The sequence below is a fragment of the Burkholderia sp. RF4-BP95 genome (assembly GCF_001521985.1).
Classification (GTDB): Bacteria; Pseudomonadota; Gammaproteobacteria; order Burkholderiales; family Burkholderiaceae; genus Burkholderia; species Burkholderia diffusa.
Genome location: NZ_LOSX01000085.1, coordinates 1 through 14,950, shown reverse-complemented (window position 1 = coordinate 14,950; position 14,950 = coordinate 1). Strand labels below are relative to the sequence as shown.

Annotated in this window: 12 protein-coding genes and 2 riboswitches; of the genes, 5 read left to right on the top strand and 7 right to left on the bottom strand. The window is 68.3% G+C overall.

The annotated features are described in order from the left end of the window. Window positions 1-3: 3 nt before the first annotated feature. From atzF to WS46_RS27995, 4 genes are read right to left on the bottom strand one after another with little or no spacing between them, the layout of a single operon-like run. Window positions 4-1,875, bottom strand: a complete 1,872-nt coding sequence (gene atzF, locus WS46_RS28010) for an allophanate hydrolase (RefSeq protein WP_059692414.1) — start codon at window positions 1,873-1,875, stop codon at window positions 4-6. Beyond that, window positions 1,872-5,462, bottom strand: coding sequence for an urea carboxylase (uca, locus tag WS46_RS28005; protein ID WP_059692413.1), 3,591 nt, complete (start codon window positions 5,460-5,462; stop codon window positions 1,872-1,874). Before uca ends, atzF begins: the two co-directional genes overlap by 4 nt. Before the next feature lie 37 nt (window positions 5,463-5,499). Then, window positions 5,500-6,156, bottom strand: a complete 657-nt coding sequence (locus tag WS46_RS28000; RefSeq protein ID WP_059692412.1) for an urea amidolyase associated protein UAAP2 — start codon at window positions 6,154-6,156, stop codon at window positions 5,500-5,502. A 10-nt stretch (window positions 6,157-6,166) separates the two neighbouring features. Next, the gene (locus WS46_RS27995; protein WP_059692411.1) at window positions 6,167-6,928 is read right to left on the bottom strand and encodes an urea amidolyase associated protein UAAP1; all 762 of its coding nucleotides are present in this window, start codon (window positions 6,926-6,928) and stop codon (window positions 6,167-6,169) included. Between the two features lie 57 nt (window positions 6,929-6,985). Then, a riboswitch (guanidine-I (ykkC/yxkD leader) is annotated at window positions 6,986-7,119 on the bottom strand. Between the two features lie 441 nt (window positions 7,120-7,560). Further along, a riboswitch (guanidine-I (ykkC/yxkD leader) is annotated at window positions 7,561-7,682 on the top strand. 133 nt (window positions 7,683-7,815) lie between these two features. Here WS46_RS27995 and WS46_RS27990 point away from each other — a divergent pair. After that, a complete protein-coding gene (locus WS46_RS27990; RefSeq protein ID WP_059692410.1) occupies window positions 7,816-8,847 on the top strand; it encodes an ABC transporter substrate-binding protein in 1,032 nt (343 codons plus the stop codon). Between the two features lie 86 nt (window positions 8,848-8,933). Here WS46_RS27990 and WS46_RS27985 read toward each other — a convergent pair whose 3' ends face one another. Continuing rightward, entirely contained in the window at window positions 8,934-9,971 is a 1,038-nt protein-coding gene (locus WS46_RS27985) for a LysR family transcriptional regulator (protein ID WP_059692409.1), read from the bottom strand. Window positions 9,972-10,054: 83 nt separating this feature from the next. After that, window positions 10,055-10,798: an SDR family oxidoreductase gene (locus tag WS46_RS27980; RefSeq protein WP_059692408.1), complete on the bottom strand. Its 744-nt coding sequence runs from the start codon at window positions 10,796-10,798 to the stop codon at window positions 10,055-10,057. Window positions 10,799-10,991: 193 nt separating this feature from the next. Here WS46_RS27980 and WS46_RS27975 point away from each other — a divergent pair, with 193 nt between their 5' ends. The 4 genes from WS46_RS27975 (at window position 10,992) to WS46_RS27960 (ending at window position 14,248) form a co-directional block, all read left to right on the top strand. After that, entirely contained in the window at window positions 10,992-12,512 is a 1,521-nt protein-coding gene (locus tag WS46_RS27975) for a PLP-dependent aminotransferase family protein (RefSeq protein WP_059692407.1), read from the top strand. 198 nt (window positions 12,513-12,710) lie between these two features. Continuing rightward, entirely contained in the window at window positions 12,711-13,211 is a 501-nt protein-coding gene (locus WS46_RS27970; protein WP_059692406.1) for an Ohr family peroxiredoxin, read from the top strand. 148 nt (window positions 13,212-13,359) lie between these two features. Beyond that, the gene (locus WS46_RS27965) at window positions 13,360-13,839 is read left to right on the top strand and encodes a carboxymuconolactone decarboxylase family protein (RefSeq protein ID WP_059692405.1); all 480 of its coding nucleotides are present in this window, start codon (window positions 13,360-13,362) and stop codon (window positions 13,837-13,839) included. Window positions 13,840-13,843: 4 nt separating this feature from the next. Further along, the gene (locus WS46_RS27960; RefSeq protein WP_059525748.1) at window positions 13,844-14,248 is read left to right on the top strand and encodes a cupin domain-containing protein; all 405 of its coding nucleotides are present in this window, start codon (window positions 13,844-13,846) and stop codon (window positions 14,246-14,248) included. 131 nt (window positions 14,249-14,379) lie between these two features. Here the strand turns inward: WS46_RS27960 and WS46_RS27955 are convergent, their stop codons facing one another. Further along, a complete protein-coding gene (locus tag WS46_RS27955) occupies window positions 14,380-14,826 on the bottom strand; it encodes a DoxX family protein (RefSeq protein ID WP_059692404.1) in 447 nt (148 codons plus the stop codon). Window positions 14,827-14,950 lie beyond the last annotated feature (124 nt).

Genomic DNA, 14,950 nt, shown 5'->3' with positions numbered 1-14,950 from the left:
CGTTCATTGCAATGCGCCGCTGGCGGCCTGGGCGCGGTAAGCCCGCCAGCCGCCGAAGCGCGTGATGTCCTGCGCATCGTCGAGCGCCGCGCTTTCGCACAGGAAGCCCTGCACCTGCGAGCCGTCCGCGAGCGTCAGCGTGCCGATGCCGAGCGGCGCCGCAATCCCGGCGACGAAGCTGCCGTACGCGTCGACGGGCATCTCCCAGATCTCGACCGCGATCGGCGCGCCACCGTCCGGCACGCGCACGAGGCCCGGCTTGGCGACGCCGCCGCAGGCCGCCGCGGACAGCGCGTAGAGGCGATAGGCGGCGGCCGTCGTCGTCGCGGCGACGAACCGCGCGCCCCGCTGCGTGAGCTGCCCGTTCAACGGCTCGCCGCGCAGATGCGCGCCGACGACGGCCACGCGCACGACAGCGGACGACACATCGGGCGCGGAGGCCGCCAGTGCGAGCGGCCCGCCATCATCGGCAGCGACCGCGCCGTCGACCCACGCCTGGGCGAGATCGAGCAGCCGCGCATCGTCGTGCGCACGACCGACGAACGTGATCCCGAACGGCAACCCCGCGTGACGTCCGCTTTCGCACGTGCCGGCCGGCACGGCGATCGCCGACAGGTCGAGCAGGTTGACGAAATTCGTGTAGTAGCCGAAGCGCGAGTTGACGCCGATCGGATCGGCTTCGAGCGCGCCGACGGTCGCGGTCGTCGCCGAGGTCGGCATCACGATCGCGTCGAGCCCGCCCCACGCGCGCGCCGCCTCGACGCGCAGCGTCGCGAGCCGGTCGAATGCCGCGAACGCGTCGGCCGCGCTGAAGCGCGACGCGCCGCCGACGATTTCGCGAATCACCGGATGCAGCGCATCGGGTTCCCGCGCGGCGAATGCGCCGATCGCGGCCAGCCGCTCGGCAACCCACGGGCCTTCGTACAGCAACCGCGCGGCCGCCAGGAACGGGCTGAAATCGATCTCGACGACTGCCGCGCCGGTCGCGCGCAGGCGTTCGAGCGCCGCGCCCCATGCGGCACGGTACGATTCGTCGCCGAAGAATTCGAGCTGATCGGCACGCGGCGCGCCGAAGCGCACCTGCGCGAGCGGCCGCGCCGGATGCGCGCGCGGTCCGCCCGCGCCCGCCGGCGGCTGCCATGCGCGCCCGTAAGGATCGCCTTCGATCACGCCATGCGCGGTGTCGAACACCGCCCGCGCATCGGCCGGCGAATGCGCGAACACCGACACGCAATCGAGCGACCGGCAGGCCGGCACGACGCCGAGCGTGCTCACCACGCCGCGAGTCGGCTTGAGCCCGACGAGGCCATGGAACGCGGCCGGCACGCGCCCGGAACCGGCCGTGTCGGTGCCGAGCGAGAACGTCGCGACGCCGAGCGCGACCGCCACCGCCGACCCGGAACTCGATCCGCCCGACGCATAGCGCGGATCGAGCGCGTTGCGGCACGCGCCGTAAGGCGAGCGCTGCCCCGACAGCCCGGTCGCGAACTGGTCGAGATTGGTCTTGCCGATCGGAATCGCACCGGCCGCGATCAACCGCTCGACGACGGGCGCGTTGCGCGCCGGCGTGTATGCATAAGCCGGGCAGGCCGCCGTCGTCGGTATGCCGGCGAGGTCGATGTTGTCCTTGATCGCGAACGGCACGCCGTAAAGCGGCAACGACGCGACGTCGCGCCCGGCGAGCGCGTCGGCATACCGCGTCATCTCCGCGTGCGTCAGCGGACGGATCCACGCATGATGCGGATCGCCTGCGTCGAAATGCGCGGCGATCGCGTCGACGAGCGCATGCGGCGTCAGGTCGCCCGCCGCGTAGCGCGCGCGCAGCGCGGCAATCGACCGTAGCGCGGGCAGGATGGAACGTTCCGTCGTGCTCATGCGACCTCCTCGGCGGCGCCCGCCTTCATCACCATCAGCCGCTGCCCGGCCACCACCGCCGCGCCCGGCGCGCAATCGATCGTCTCGATCGTGCCGTCTTCCGTTGCCGTCATCGCCACCTCCATCTTCATCGACTCGACGATCGCGACGACCTGCCCTTCGGTCACGCGCTCGCCGGCCTCGACCAGCACCTTCCACACGCTGCCCGACACGTCCGCGGTGATCGCCCGCTGCGTGTCGTCGAGCACGCCCGCCGCCCGCGCCGCCTGCGCGTCGCCCTGCTCCGCGTCGCCGACGTATTCCGCATGCCCGGCCGCCCGCCATCGCTCACGCTCGGCTTCGAACGCGGTTTGCTGCGCGGCCTTGAACGTCGCGATCGAATCCGCCTCGTCGCGCAGGAAGCGGTTGTATGCGCCCAGATCGAACACGGATTCCTCGATCCTCAGCGACGCGCGGCCCGCGACGAAATCCGCGCGCAGCGCGGTCAACTCCGCCTCGCTGACTTCGTAAAAGCGGATCTCGTCGAAGAAGCGCAGCAGCCAGGGCTTGCCGGCCTCGAATTCGCGCGTGGTGCGGTGGCGGTTCCACATCTGCACGGTCCGGCCGACGAACTGGTAGCCGCCCGGCCCTTCCATCCCGTACACGCACAGATACGCGCCGCCGATGCCGACCGCGTTCTCCGGCGTCCAGGTGCGCGCGGGGTTGTATTTCGTGGTCACCAGCCGATGCCGAGGATCGATCGGTGTCGCGACCGGCGCACCGAGGTAGACGTCGCCGAGCCCCATCACCAGATAGCGCGCGTCGAACACGATGCGCCTGACGTCGTCGATGCTCGCCAGGCCGTTGATGCGCCGGATGAACTCGATATTGCTCGGGCACCACGGCGCATCGGGCCGCACCGACTGCATGTAGCGCTCGATCGCGACGCGCGTCGACGGGTCGTCCCACGACAGCGGCAGATGCACGATGCGGTTCGGCACGCGCATGTCGGCCACGTCCGGCAGTTCGCGCTCGGCGGCCTGCAGATGCGCGAGCAGCGTGGCGAGCGGCAGCGTCCGCGCGTCGAACTGCACCTGCAGCGAGCGAATTCCCGGCGTCAGGTCGAGCATGCCGGGCAGGCGGTGCGCGTCGAGCCAGCACATCAGCGCGTGCACGCGAAAACGCAGGTTGAGGTCGAGCACGAGCGGCCCGTATTCGACCAGCACGTTGCGATCGCCCGAGCGTCGGTACACCACGCCGATGCCGCCGCCGGCCGACGGGTCGCGATGCAGCACGCAATCGTCCGGCGCGCCCGCGGGTGCCACAGGCGCGATCGCGGCGACCGCGGGCGCGGGCGACACGCGGGCGCGAACGAATTGCACGGTGTCGCCCGGGCGCAACTGCCCGAGCTTCCACAACTCGTCGCGCACGACCGTCACCGGGCACACGAAGCCGCCGAGGCTCGGCCCGTCCGGGCCAAGAATCACCGGCATGTCGCCGGTGAAATCGACCGCACCGATCGCATACGCGTTGTCGTGGATGTTCGACGGATGCAGGCCGGCCTCGCCGCCGTCCACGCGTGCCCATTGCGGCTTCGGGCCGATCAGTCGCACGCCGGTGCGGCTGGAGTTGTAATGGACCGTCCACTGCGTGCCGTAGAGCATCGCGATGTCGTCGGGCGTGAAGAAATCCGGCGCGCCGTGCGGCCCGTCGAGCACGCCGAGCGTCCACGCATGCGTCAGCGCGGGAACGTCGGCCGTGGCCAGCGCCGCGCCCGCGTCGCCGCGCCCCGCGTCCGCGTGCAGATGCAGCACGTCGCCCTTGCGCAGCGCGCGCCCCGCGTGGCCGCCGAACTGGCCGAGCGTGAAGGTCGCCTTGCTGCCGAGATAGTCGGGCACCTGCAGCCCGCCCTTCACCGCGAGGCAGGCGCGCACGCCCGCGCCGGTCACGCCGCCGAGCTTCAGCACCGCGCCGGGCCGCGCGCGCAGCACTTGCCAGAACGGCGCGGGCTCGCCGTCGAGCGTAGCCGCGAGCGGCGCGCCGCCGAGCACGAACAGCGTCGCCGTGTTGAAGCGCAGCGTCGCGCCGACCATCGTGAATTCGAGCCCCGCCGCGTCGCGCGCGTTGCCGAGCAGCGCGTTCGCGAGGTCGAATGCGCGATCGTCCATCGGCCCGGACGGCGGCACGCCGACGCTCCAGTAGCCGACGCGCCCGGGGGCCTGCTGCACGGTGGTCTGCACGCCGCCGTCGAGCACGTCCATCGTGTGCGGCGCGAACGCGAAGCGCGACAGGAATGCCGTCGTCGGCGCGCCGCGCGCGAACGTGTCCGAGCCGACGACGGCGCGCAGGTAGTCGAGGTTGGTCTCGATTCCGTACAGCTCGGTACGCGCGAGCGCGGCCTGCAATGCGGCCAGCGCGTCGCGCCGCGTATCGCCGCGCACGATCAGCTTCGCGAGCAGCGGATCGTAATGCGCGCTGATTTCGGTGCCCGCTTCGATCCAGCCGTCGACGCGCACGTCGTCCGGAAACGCGACGTGCGTGAGCAGCCCCGCGCTCGGCTGGAACTGCTTGTGCGGATCCTCCGCATAGAGCCGCACCTGGATGCTCGCGCCGCGCGGCGCGACGGCCAGCGAGTCGAGCGGCGGCAGATCGCCTTCGGCCTGCAGGATCATCCACTCCACGAGATCGACGCCCGTCACCGCTTCGGTCACGCAATGTTCGACCTGCAGCCGCGTATTCACCTCGAGGAAATAGAACTGCCGCGCGTTCGCGTCGAACACGAATTCGACGGTGCCGGCCGACGCGTAGCCGACCGCGCGGGCGAGCCGCACAGCGCTCGCGTGCAGCGCGTCGCGCTCGGCGCCGGTCAGGTCGGGCGCGGGCGTTTCCTCGATCACTTTCTGGTTGCGGCGCTGCACGGAGCAATCGCGTTCGCCGAGCGCGATCGCGCCGCCCCGGCCGTCGCCGAAGATCTGCACTTCGATGTGCCGCGCGTGTTCGACGAACTTCTCGAGATAGACGCCCGCATGCGCGAAGTTCGCGTTGCCGAGCCGCACGACGGATTCGAAGGCCGCCTCGAGCTGCGCGGCATCGCGGCAGAGCGACATGCCGATCCCGCCGCCGCCGGCGGTGCTTTTCAGCATCACGGGATACCCGATTGCGTCGGCTTCGGCGAGCGCCGTCGCCACGCCGTCGAGCAGTCCCGTGCCCGGCAGCAGCGCGACACCGTGCGCGGCGGCGAGCGCGCGTGCGGTGTGCTTCAGGCCGAACGCGCGCATGTGATCGCCGCGCGGCCCGATGAAGCGCAGGCCCGCCGCCTCGCATGCATCGGCGAAGCCGGCATGCTCGGACAGGAAACCGTAGCCGGGATGCACGGCCTGCGCGCCGGTCGCGCGCGCGGCGGCGAGGATCGCCGCGACGTTCAGGTAGCTGTCGGCCGCCGGCGCGGGCCCGACACGCACCGCTTCATCGGCGAGCGCCACGTGACGCGCGTCTCGATCGGCGTCCGAATAAATCGCAACCGACGCGATGCCGAGCCGCTTGAGCGTGCGGATCACGCGGCACGCGATTTCGCCGCGGTTCGCGACGAGGACCTTGGCGAATCTCATGTTGCCTCCCGCGAACGATCGTGAGCGTGGGCGTAGTTCATTCAGCCTCCCAGATCGTGAGGCGCACGGGCGTCGGGTTGTAGCCGTTGCACGGGTTGTTGAGTTGCGGGCAGTTCGAGATCAGCACGGTGACGTCCATCTCCGCGCGCATCTCGACGTACTTGCCGGGCGCGGAAATGCCGTCCTCGAACGTGAGCCCGCCAAGCGGCGTGACGGGTACGTTCATGAAGAAGTTGACGTTGCCGACGAGGTCGCGCTTGCCGAGCCGCGTGCCCGCGCCGCACGTGCAGTGCGCGATCGCGTTGAGGAAGCTGTCGCGGCAGTTGTGCATGTAACGCTTGTCGAGCGCATAGCGCACGGTGTTGCTTTCGGCCGCGCATGCGCCGCCGAGCGTGTCGTGGCGGCCGCAGGTGTCAGCGACGATCGTCACCATCGGGTTGCCCCGGCTGGACAGCAGCACGCTGCCCGCGCTCAGGTACAGGTTGCGCTGCGCGCGGATCGTGTCCTGCGCGCTGTAGCGCTCCTCGGTGTCGTCGGACCGGTAGAACAACGTGTCGACCGCCTGGTTGCCTTCCAGGTCGAGGATGCGGAAGACCTGTCCGCGTTTCAGGTCGTGCAGCCACGGTTCGCCCGCTTTCAGCGTGGTGTCGTGAATCGCGTCGCGCGGGTCGAGACGGCTTTCGATGATCGGCATGACGGGCTCCTTACGCGAACAGGCGGTCGGTGTTGGCGAAGCCGCGCACGTTCTCCGCGCACGCGCGGCGGCACGGGTCGTCCTCGGGCGCGGCGCCGTCCGCCGGATACGCGCGGTACGCGATCAGCTTTACGGGCTTCGGCGCATAGTCCGCACGCGGATCGAGCGGATGCGGCGCGGTCGAGAACGCCGCGAGCGTGTTCATCTCGAAGCGCAGGTCGAGCGCGCTGCCGGCCGGCGAATGGCCGGCGACGAAATCGAGCGTGCCGTCGTCGCGCGTGTCGAGCCGGCTGAAGAAGTTGACGTTCGCGGCGAGATCGCGCGCCGACAGGCCGTATTTCGCAAGCTCGAGCACGAGGCTGTCGCGGCCGTTGCGGATCATCGCGTTGCGATCGGCCTGGTACGAGGTCGTGCCGTACTTGTGCGCGAACAACCGCGCATCGCCGACGCCGCCGAGCGGGTCGTGCCAGCCGAGCGTGTCGGCCGTGATCGACGCGATCACGCGCCCCATGTCCGTATACAGCGCATGGCCGCGCGTGAGGTGCGCGGTGTGCTGCGCCTTCAGCGTGTCGGCCATGTTGTAGCGTTCGAGCGGATCTTCCTGGCGATGAAAGACGGCGGACAGGTTCGCGCCGCCGTCGACATCGACGATGCGCAGCGCGAGGCCGCGGCGAAGGATGCCGGACCAGTGGGTTCCTGCGGGGATCAGCGTTTCCCACGCGACGTGCGGCGGTGGAACAAGGACGGGGACGGCTTGGGGGCTCGGCGACATGGCGGCTCCGTGGTCGGTTGGACAAAAGGCGTGAGAGGGCGACCGAACGACATCGCGACCTCCCGGGCTTTTATCCCTCCGTGGAGCCTCGCCGTTTCCTCGAATCGAGGCGAAGGCAAGACCGGATTGCTCTCGGACCAGTCATCGCGCGGCGCGAACGCCGCACGACCGGAACCCTAGCGATCCTGAAGATGATGCAAATTGCTTCGCACCTCTCGGGCATCGATAAAGCGAGTTGCGTGCCAGCCGCCGTGCAATGACCGCACAGACCGCACGACATGGCGCGACGGCTCGATGACGCACGGCATGCACGAATCGGCGGCGACCGCTTGCCCTCGCGGCGGGCGTGCGACGCACCATGCGCACGCGATCGCGCACCGGCGCAGTGCGCGTCGCGCGCGCGTGCACCGCGCGATCCGCGATGGCATGGGCATTGCTGAATGGATGCATCGTCACTCGATACCCCACTCGTCATGAACAAGCTCGACCTGCTCCGGCGCGCATTGAGCGCGCTGTTCTCCGCCCGCTTCATCGAACTTCAGCGCACCGTCCGCCGCCGTTGAATCGCGTTGCCGCGCGTGATTGGCACGCTTCTCGCTCGGTATGACGCCGAGAGGTGCGGCGGCGTCGCATCTTAGGGGTGCTAGGGTTCCGGTTCATCGAACGTCTGGTCCGAGAGCAGCCCGGCGCGGGTGCGTCCGATCGCGAGACCGGATGCACGCGTGCTACACGGCGGGACAAAAGCCCGGGAGATTGGCGATGGCAACGGCCGTCGCGCCTCTCCGTGGCCGCTTCTCGTTCCGCATCCGCAGGAACCGGCCACGCGGCCGGACCGCGCACAGGCGCGGTCCGAATCGATCCCGATCCCGGTCTCCTGGAGAACTACGATGACCCGTCCCGCCCTGGCGTTCCGCCGCCTGCCGTCCCGCCGTTCCTTCCGTTCCATCCGTCATGCGTTGAGCGCCGCCGTCACGGCCGCCGCGCTGCTGGCGGCGCCCGCCGTGCACGCGGCGGCGCCCCTGAAAATCGGCTACAGCGACTGGCCGGGCTGGGTCGCGTTCCAGGTCGCGCTCGACAAGGGCTGGTTCAAGGAAGCCGGCGTCGACGTCGACTTCGAATGGTTCGATTATTCGGCATCGCTCGACGCGTTTTCCGCCGGCAAGCTCGACGCGGTCGCGGCGACCAACGGCGATGCGCTCGTCACCGGCGCGGCCGGCGCGAAGAACGTCATGATCCTGCTGACCGACTATTCAGCCGGCAACGACATGATCGTCGCGAAGCCGCCGCTGCGCACCGTCGAAGGCCTGAAAGGCAAGAAGGTCGGCGTCGAGCTCGGCCTGGTCGATCACCTGCTGCTGGAAACCGCGCTGCAGAAGCACGGGCTCAAGGACGGCGACGTCACGCTCGTGAATGCGAAGACGAACGAACTGCCGCAGGTGCTCGGTTCGTCGAACGACATCGCTGCGGTGGCCGCATGGCAGCCGAACGCGGGCGAGGCGTTGAAACGCGCGCCCGGCGCACGGGCGATCTTCACGTCGGCGGATGCGCCGGGGCTGATCTACGATGCGATCACGGTCGCGCCGGCGAGCCTCGCCGCGCGTCGGGCCGACTGGGCGAAGGTGGTCAAGGTCTGGTATCGCTGCGTCGCGTACATCAACGATCCGAAGACGCAGGCCGATGCGGTGAAGATCATGTCGGCGCGTGTGGGCCTCACGCCCACGCAATATCTCCCGTTGCTGAAAGGCACCCACCTGCTCGACGCGGCGGCCGCGAAGCAAGCGTTCCGCAAGGGCGACGGGCTCGACTCGATCTACGGATCGACCCGCAACGCGAATGCGTTCAACGTGCGAAATGCCGTGTACAAACAGTCGCAGGACGTCGACGCGTATATCGATCCGCGCCTGGCCGAATCGCACTGACACGGGCAGTAGCCGGCAGCACCTCTCGCACCGCGAGGATCCCCGGCCCCGGCCGCGGGCCTCCGGTGTCTTCGTTCCCGGATTCGTCAAGCAGCCAAATCCGCCGACGCCAACACCGGCACCTCCGGATTGAACCGCGTCATGCAGTTCAGATCGAGCGCGCGAATCTGCTCGGTCATGAAGTCGACGAAGACCCGGATGCGCGTCGGAAGGTGTTGCCGGCTCAGATAGCAGATGTAGTGGCCGCGATCCTCCGGCGCATGCTTCGCGAGTGCGACGACGAGTTGGTTCGACGCGAGATGGTCGCGGATCTGATAGGCCGCCATCTGTGCGATGCCCGATCCGTTCAACACTGAACGCACCACCAGATCCGCGTCGTTGAACGTGAGGCGCGACGTCGGCAGGTACTTCTGCACGCGGCCGTCCACGTTGAATTCCCATTCGAACAGGCGTCCGCTCGCAAACCGGAAATTGATGCACTCGTGCCGGCCGAGGTCCTCGACGCTCTGCGGAAGACCGTGCCTCGCCACATACGACGGCGCCGCGCACAGCGCCATCTGCATCGGAATCAATTGCCGGGCGATGATGCTGGAGTCCTCGATGCGTCCGTTTCGGAACGACACGTCGATCCGTTCGGACACCAGATCGACGGGCCGATCGTCGAGCAGCAGATCGATGACGATGTCCGGATAGGCGTGCGCGAACTTTTCCAGCAGCGGCGCCACGATTTTCCTGCCGAATCCCACTGCCGAGCTGATGCGGATGAGGCCGCGCGGCGGCCCCTGCCGCAATTCCAGCATGTCGTTCATGGCTTCGACGATCTGCGCCACGCCCTGATGGCAGTTCTCGAAGAAGCGCCGGCCCTCGCAGGTCAGCTCGGTCGTGCGCGTGGTCCGCTGGAACAGCCGCGTGCTCAGCTGCGCCTCCAGCTTCTGGACGTTCCGGCTCACGGCCGGCCGCCCGACGCCGAGCAGTTCCGCGGCCTTGGTGAAACTCCCCTCGTTCGCCACGGCAACGAATGCAAGGATGCCTGCGTAGCTCGCACCGAAGCTCGCCGACAATGCATCGGCGCGACTGGCCAGGTCGCGCCGCGCGCCGTGTTCCGATGGTTCCGAATGATTCATTTCCGCTGCCCCCAGACGTGCTGCTCAAACGGATCGACTCGTCGCCGGCATGCGCCGGCGTATCGCATGCGTGCGAACGTGAATCAGCGTCTCGCCAGCCACTGGTCGAGACCGATGCGGCCGAGCCGCGCGGCCCCGAGCGGCACCAGCGAGGTTTCCTCGACGCGGCCGCCGTAGTAGCGGGCGTCGCGATCCGTCACCACCGCGCGCGTGTCGCCGACCGACTTCAGGTAGCGCGCGACGATCTCCGCGAACGGCGCGCGATCCGGGCCCGCGATCTCGATCGTGCCGTTCTGCGGCCCGGCGAGCGCGGCCTGCGCGACGAGTGCCGACACGTCTTCCGCTGCGATCGGCTGAAACAGTCCGTCGCCGATGCGCACGGTGCCGTCTACCGTGGCGAAATCCGCGATGCCGCCGATGAATTCCATGAATTGCGTCGCGCGCACGATCGTGTACGGCACGCCCGCCGCCTCGATCGCCTGCTCCTGCGCCACCTTGGCCGCGAAATAGCCGTTATCCGGCATCCGGTCGCAGCCGACGATCGACAGCGCGACGTGATGGCGCACGCCCGCGGCCACTTCGGCCTTGCCGAGATTGCGTGCCGACGTGCGGAAGAAGTCCAGGACCGCCTGCGGTTCCCATGATGGTGCGTTCGCCACGTCCACGACGACGTCCGCGTCCGTCAATGCGTCGGTCAGGCCCTCGCCCGTGACGGTATTGACGCCGGTGCGCGGCGACGCGGCGAGCGCCTGATGACCTGCTTGCTCGAGCAGCGTGACGACACGCGAGCCGATCAGGCCCGAACCGCCGATGACAACGATCTTCATCGCAAAATCTCCTGACGAATGGATTTCATGTGAATGCGAGAGGGACATGACGCGTGCCGGATCCTGCAAAGGCGGTGATGACCGTCGCCTCGCGTGGAGCAATTGTGGAAGAATCATGTCCTATCCAGCAGTGCCAAGAATCGTCGATCGGACTGGTCCATGCCGTGCCTGTTCCGTCACCCACGAGGCCGTCATGTCTACGCAACCCTCCACGCTGACCATCGAAATCGACCGGCAGCATCAGTTGCCGATCTATCTGCAGATCTGCGAGCGGTTCAGAACCGCGATCGCCGCGGGCCACTTGCGTCCGGGCGATCGCGTGCCGGCGCTGCGCGGTCTGGCGACGCAATTGAACACGGCGCGCGGCACCGTCGAACAGGCCTACACGATCCTGGTCGACGAGGGATATCTGCAAATGCGCGGCGCGGCAGGCACGTTCGTCTCGCCGTCTCTGCCGAAATCGCTGCCGCGGGCGACGCCCGCGCGTGACGACGACTCGGCAGCGCACGTGAACAACGCCGGCGTGCTTCAGGCGCCGGGCACGTCGCGCGACAACCCGCTTCCACGGCGCGCGCAACCGATCGCCGTCGCGCTGAGCGGCGAGCCGCGCCCGTTGCAGCCCGGGGTCCCTGCCCTCGACGCCTTTCCGCGCAAGGTCTGGCACCGCCTCGTGTCGCTGCGCGCGCGCAGCGGCGATCGCGCGCTGCTGGGCTACCCGAATCCGGCCGGTTACCGGCCGCTGCGCGAACACATCGCCACCTATCTGGGGCTGTCACGCGGCGTCACCTGCGTGCCCGAACAGGTGTTCATCACCAGCGGCTACCGCGCCACGCTGGAACTCGTGCTGCGCAGCCTGGCGCGCCCGAACGACCGCGTCTGGTTCGAGGACCCCGGCTATCTGCTCGCACGCAGTTTCCTGTCCGAGACGGGCGTGCAACTCGTCCCGGTGCCGGTGGATGCCGAGGGAATCGACGTCGAACGCGGCCTGCAGCTGGACGCGCACGCGCGCTTCGCGGTCGTGACGCCGTCGCATCAGAGCCCGCTCGGGCATACGCTGACGCTGTCCCGCCGCATCGCTCTGCTGGACTGGGCCGAAAAGACGTCCGGGTGGATCATCGAGGACGACTACGACAGCGAGTTCCGCTATCTCGGCCGGCCGCTGCAGGCGCTGAAGAGTCTCGACCGGCGCGATCACGTGATCTATTGCAGTACCTTCAGCAAGGCGATGTATCCCGGCTTGCGGCTCGCATACGCGGTCGTGCCGGAGCGTGCGGTGGAGCGCGTCGAGCGCGTGGCCTGCAGCATGAACGCCGGCTCGCCGCCCCTCCTGCAGGCGGCCTTGGCCGATTTCATCGAACAGGGCCACTTCGCCCGGCACCTGAAGCGCATGCGCACGCTGTACGGCGAGCGCCGCACGCTGATCGTGCACGCATTACGGCAGACGTTCGGCGAGCGGCTGATCGTCGACCTGCCGCCTGGCGGCATCCAGTTCGCGGTGCAGTTCGCGGCGGGGCCCGACGGGCCGGTCGACGACGTCGCCGTCGCCGCGCGCGCCCGCGAAGCCGGGCTCGCGGTCCTGCCGCTGTCGATCTGGTACACGAACAGCCACACGCAGCAAACGCCGCGCGGCCTCATCATCGGGTTCGCGAACATCGCCGACGCGGACGAAGCGCAACGTCACGCCCAAACGCTGCGCGCGTGCCTGGGTCGCTGACGCGCGGTGCGGAATCGCAACCGTCCGGCGTCGTGTCCCGGTCCCGATTGGTGTCCGGAGGGCAACATTGAATCGCCCGGGACGGCCATACCGCCGTCATTGGCGCTCCTCTAGCATGAAAGCGTCTTTCGTCGTGGCAACACACTTCGACACATGAACGGCCGGGAATCGAAGCCGCGCCGAATTCAAGCATGCATCATGGACGACAAGAAGCTGCAGGCCCCTCCGCTTTCCCTCCTCGATCGGTATCGAGGCCGCGATTTTCAGCCTCTCTATACGACGATCGTCACCGTGTCCGGCGGCGAGACGGGACATGGCCGCGCATCCGGCGTCGCGCGTTCCGACGACGGAAGTCTCACCGTCGACCTGCGCCTGCCCGATGCGTTCGGCGGCCCCGGCAACGGGACCAATCCCGAGCAACTGTTCGCGGCCAGCTACGCCGCGTGCTTTCACGGCGCGCTGAGCCTGCTCGCGCAACGCGATCGGATCGACATCCGGGAAACGACCGTCGCTGTCGAAGTGGCGTTCGGTCGCGATCCGGTCGACGGCGGCTATGCACTGACGGCCAACATCACCATCCGCATGCCGGGCGTGGACCGGCAGGTCGCGGAGCAACTCGTTCGCGACACGGAGCGCCTGTGCCCCTATTCGAAGATGGTGCGGCAGGGAATCTGCAGTGTCGTCACCCTGTCGGCGTGATTGGTGCCGAAGCGGCAACAGAGTGCGCACGTTCCCGGTTCTACCGGCCTGTGGGACCCGCAATTACGATGGTTGTCAGGCAGGTCGTGCGATGCATCGTCATGCGCACGGCCACTCGTGCCGCCTCAACCAATCAGGAGAACGGATCATGACCCAACGTATCAATTATTTTCAGCAATCGCCGGAACTGACCAGGAAACTCGTCGAACTCGACGGGCTGCTTCAGAAGACGACGATCGAGGTTCCGGTCCGCGAGCTCGTCGAGATTCGCGCGTCGCAGCTCAACGGCTGCGCGTTCTGCGTCGACATGCACATCAAGATGGCGAAGATCCACGGCGAGCGCGAACTGCGCGTGCATCACGTCGCGATCTGGCGCGAGTCGCCGCTGTTTTCGCCGCGCGAGCGCGCCGCGCTCGAATGGACCGAGGCGCTGACGCATCTCTCGTCGCATGGCGTGCCGGACGATCTCTACGAGCGCGTGCGCGCCCATTATTCGGAGAAGGAACTGTCGGATCTCACCGTCCTCGTGGGTGCGATCAACTGCTGGAACCGGCTGAACGTCGCGTTCCGCATCGTGCCCGGCTCGTTCGACAAGATGTTCGGGCTCGACAAGGCCAACCTGGAGTAACGACATGAAACGCATCGTGCTCGCACTTGCACCGCTTGCGTTGTCGCTGCTGATGCCCGTTCAGCCGGTCGTCGCCGCACCGCAAGCCAAGGTCACGCAGCTGACGACGGAACCGTTGCCCGAGTATCCGGGCAAGGAAGTCGAGATGATCGTCGTGGATTATCCGCCCGGCAGCGTCGACCCCGTCCATCGCCACGACGCACACGCATTCGTCTATGTGCTCGACGGCAGCATCGTGATGGGCCTGAACGGCGGCAAGACGGTCACGCTCCACGCCGGCGACACGTTCCACGAAGGCCCGGAAGACGTGCACACGGTCGGACGAAACGCCAGCAACTCGAAGCCGGCAAAATTCGTCGTATTCCTGATCAAGAACACGGGTGCCCCCGTCCTCACGCCGGTGAAATAGCAGGGCCGTCGCCGCCCGGTCGCAGGGGCAGGCGACGACGAAACCGAGCGCGATCTTCAGTGAAAGTCATGGCGCCGCGAACGGGCGCCATGATCGAACGACCTTCGTGATGTGCCATGCCGCGCTGGCGTTCAGGCGCGACCGTCCCCTTCCGCACGCCGGGCGTCGCCGAGCATCGTGACGAGGACCAGCGCGGCAATCAGCCCAAGGTGCTCGAAGAAGCTGTTGAGCGCCATGAAATGCGCCGCGCCCGAGCGGTTCCAGAAGTCGTTCGCCACGACCATCGCGACGAGCGTCAGCATGCCGAGGCTGCCGGCGCCGAGCCACGTGAAGCGGCGAAACACCACGCAGAGCGAACCGGCGATCTCGACCACAACCGCCAGCGCAGCCCACAGCGCGGCCGGCTGCAGGCCGAAATGCGCCTGCTCGGCCACCGCTTCGTCGAAATGCATCGCCTTGTTGATCCCGCCGATCAGAAACGCGGAGACGAGTGCAAGTCGTACCAGTGGACCGACCCACGGCTGCGCAAGCAGAACCCGGATCCACCCGGGGCTGTACCGACCGGTTGTCGTCGACATGTCAGACCGCCCAGCACGAACAGCCGAACGCGCCCCAGAAGCCCTTCGCGTCCGACGTCGGCAATGCGCTGCCCCACGCGCTCGCATGCGCATGCTGGTGCACGTTGCACGCATTCGCGCAGCC

Coding starts and splice junctions, on each gene's coding strand:
- atzF (WP_059692414.1), bottom strand. CDS start 1,875: ATGAGCACGACGGAACGTTCCATCCTGCCCGCGCTACGGTCGATTGCC.
- uca (WP_059692413.1), bottom strand. CDS start 5,462: ATGAGATTCGCCAAGGTCCTCGTCGCGAACCGCGGCGAAATCGCGTGC.
- WS46_RS28000 (WP_059692412.1), bottom strand. CDS start 6,156: ATGCCGATCATCGAAAGCCGTCTCGACCCGCGCGACGCGATTCACGAC.
- WS46_RS27995 (WP_059692411.1), bottom strand. CDS start 6,928: ATGTCGCCGAGCCCCCAAGCCGTCCCCGTCCTTGTTCCACCGCCGCAC.
- WS46_RS27990 (WP_059692410.1), top strand. CDS start 7,816: ATGACCCGTCCCGCCCTGGCGTTCCGCCGCCTGCCGTCCCGCCGTTCC.
- WS46_RS27985 (WP_059692409.1), bottom strand. CDS start 9,971: ATGAATCATTCGGAACCATCGGAACACGGCGCGCGGCGCGACCTGGCC.
- WS46_RS27980 (WP_059692408.1), bottom strand. CDS start 10,798: ATGAAGATCGTTGTCATCGGCGGTTCGGGCCTGATCGGCTCGCGTGTC.
- WS46_RS27975 (WP_059692407.1), top strand. CDS start 10,992: ATGTCTACGCAACCCTCCACGCTGACCATCGAAATCGACCGGCAGCAT.
- WS46_RS27970 (WP_059692406.1), top strand. CDS start 12,711: ATGGACGACAAGAAGCTGCAGGCCCCTCCGCTTTCCCTCCTCGATCGG.
- WS46_RS27965 (WP_059692405.1), top strand. CDS start 13,360: ATGACCCAACGTATCAATTATTTTCAGCAATCGCCGGAACTGACCAGG.
- WS46_RS27960 (WP_059525748.1), top strand. CDS start 13,844: ATGAAACGCATCGTGCTCGCACTTGCACCGCTTGCGTTGTCGCTGCTG.
- WS46_RS27955 (WP_059692404.1), bottom strand. CDS start 14,826: ATGTCGACGACAACCGGTCGGTACAGCCCCGGGTGGATCCGGGTTCTG.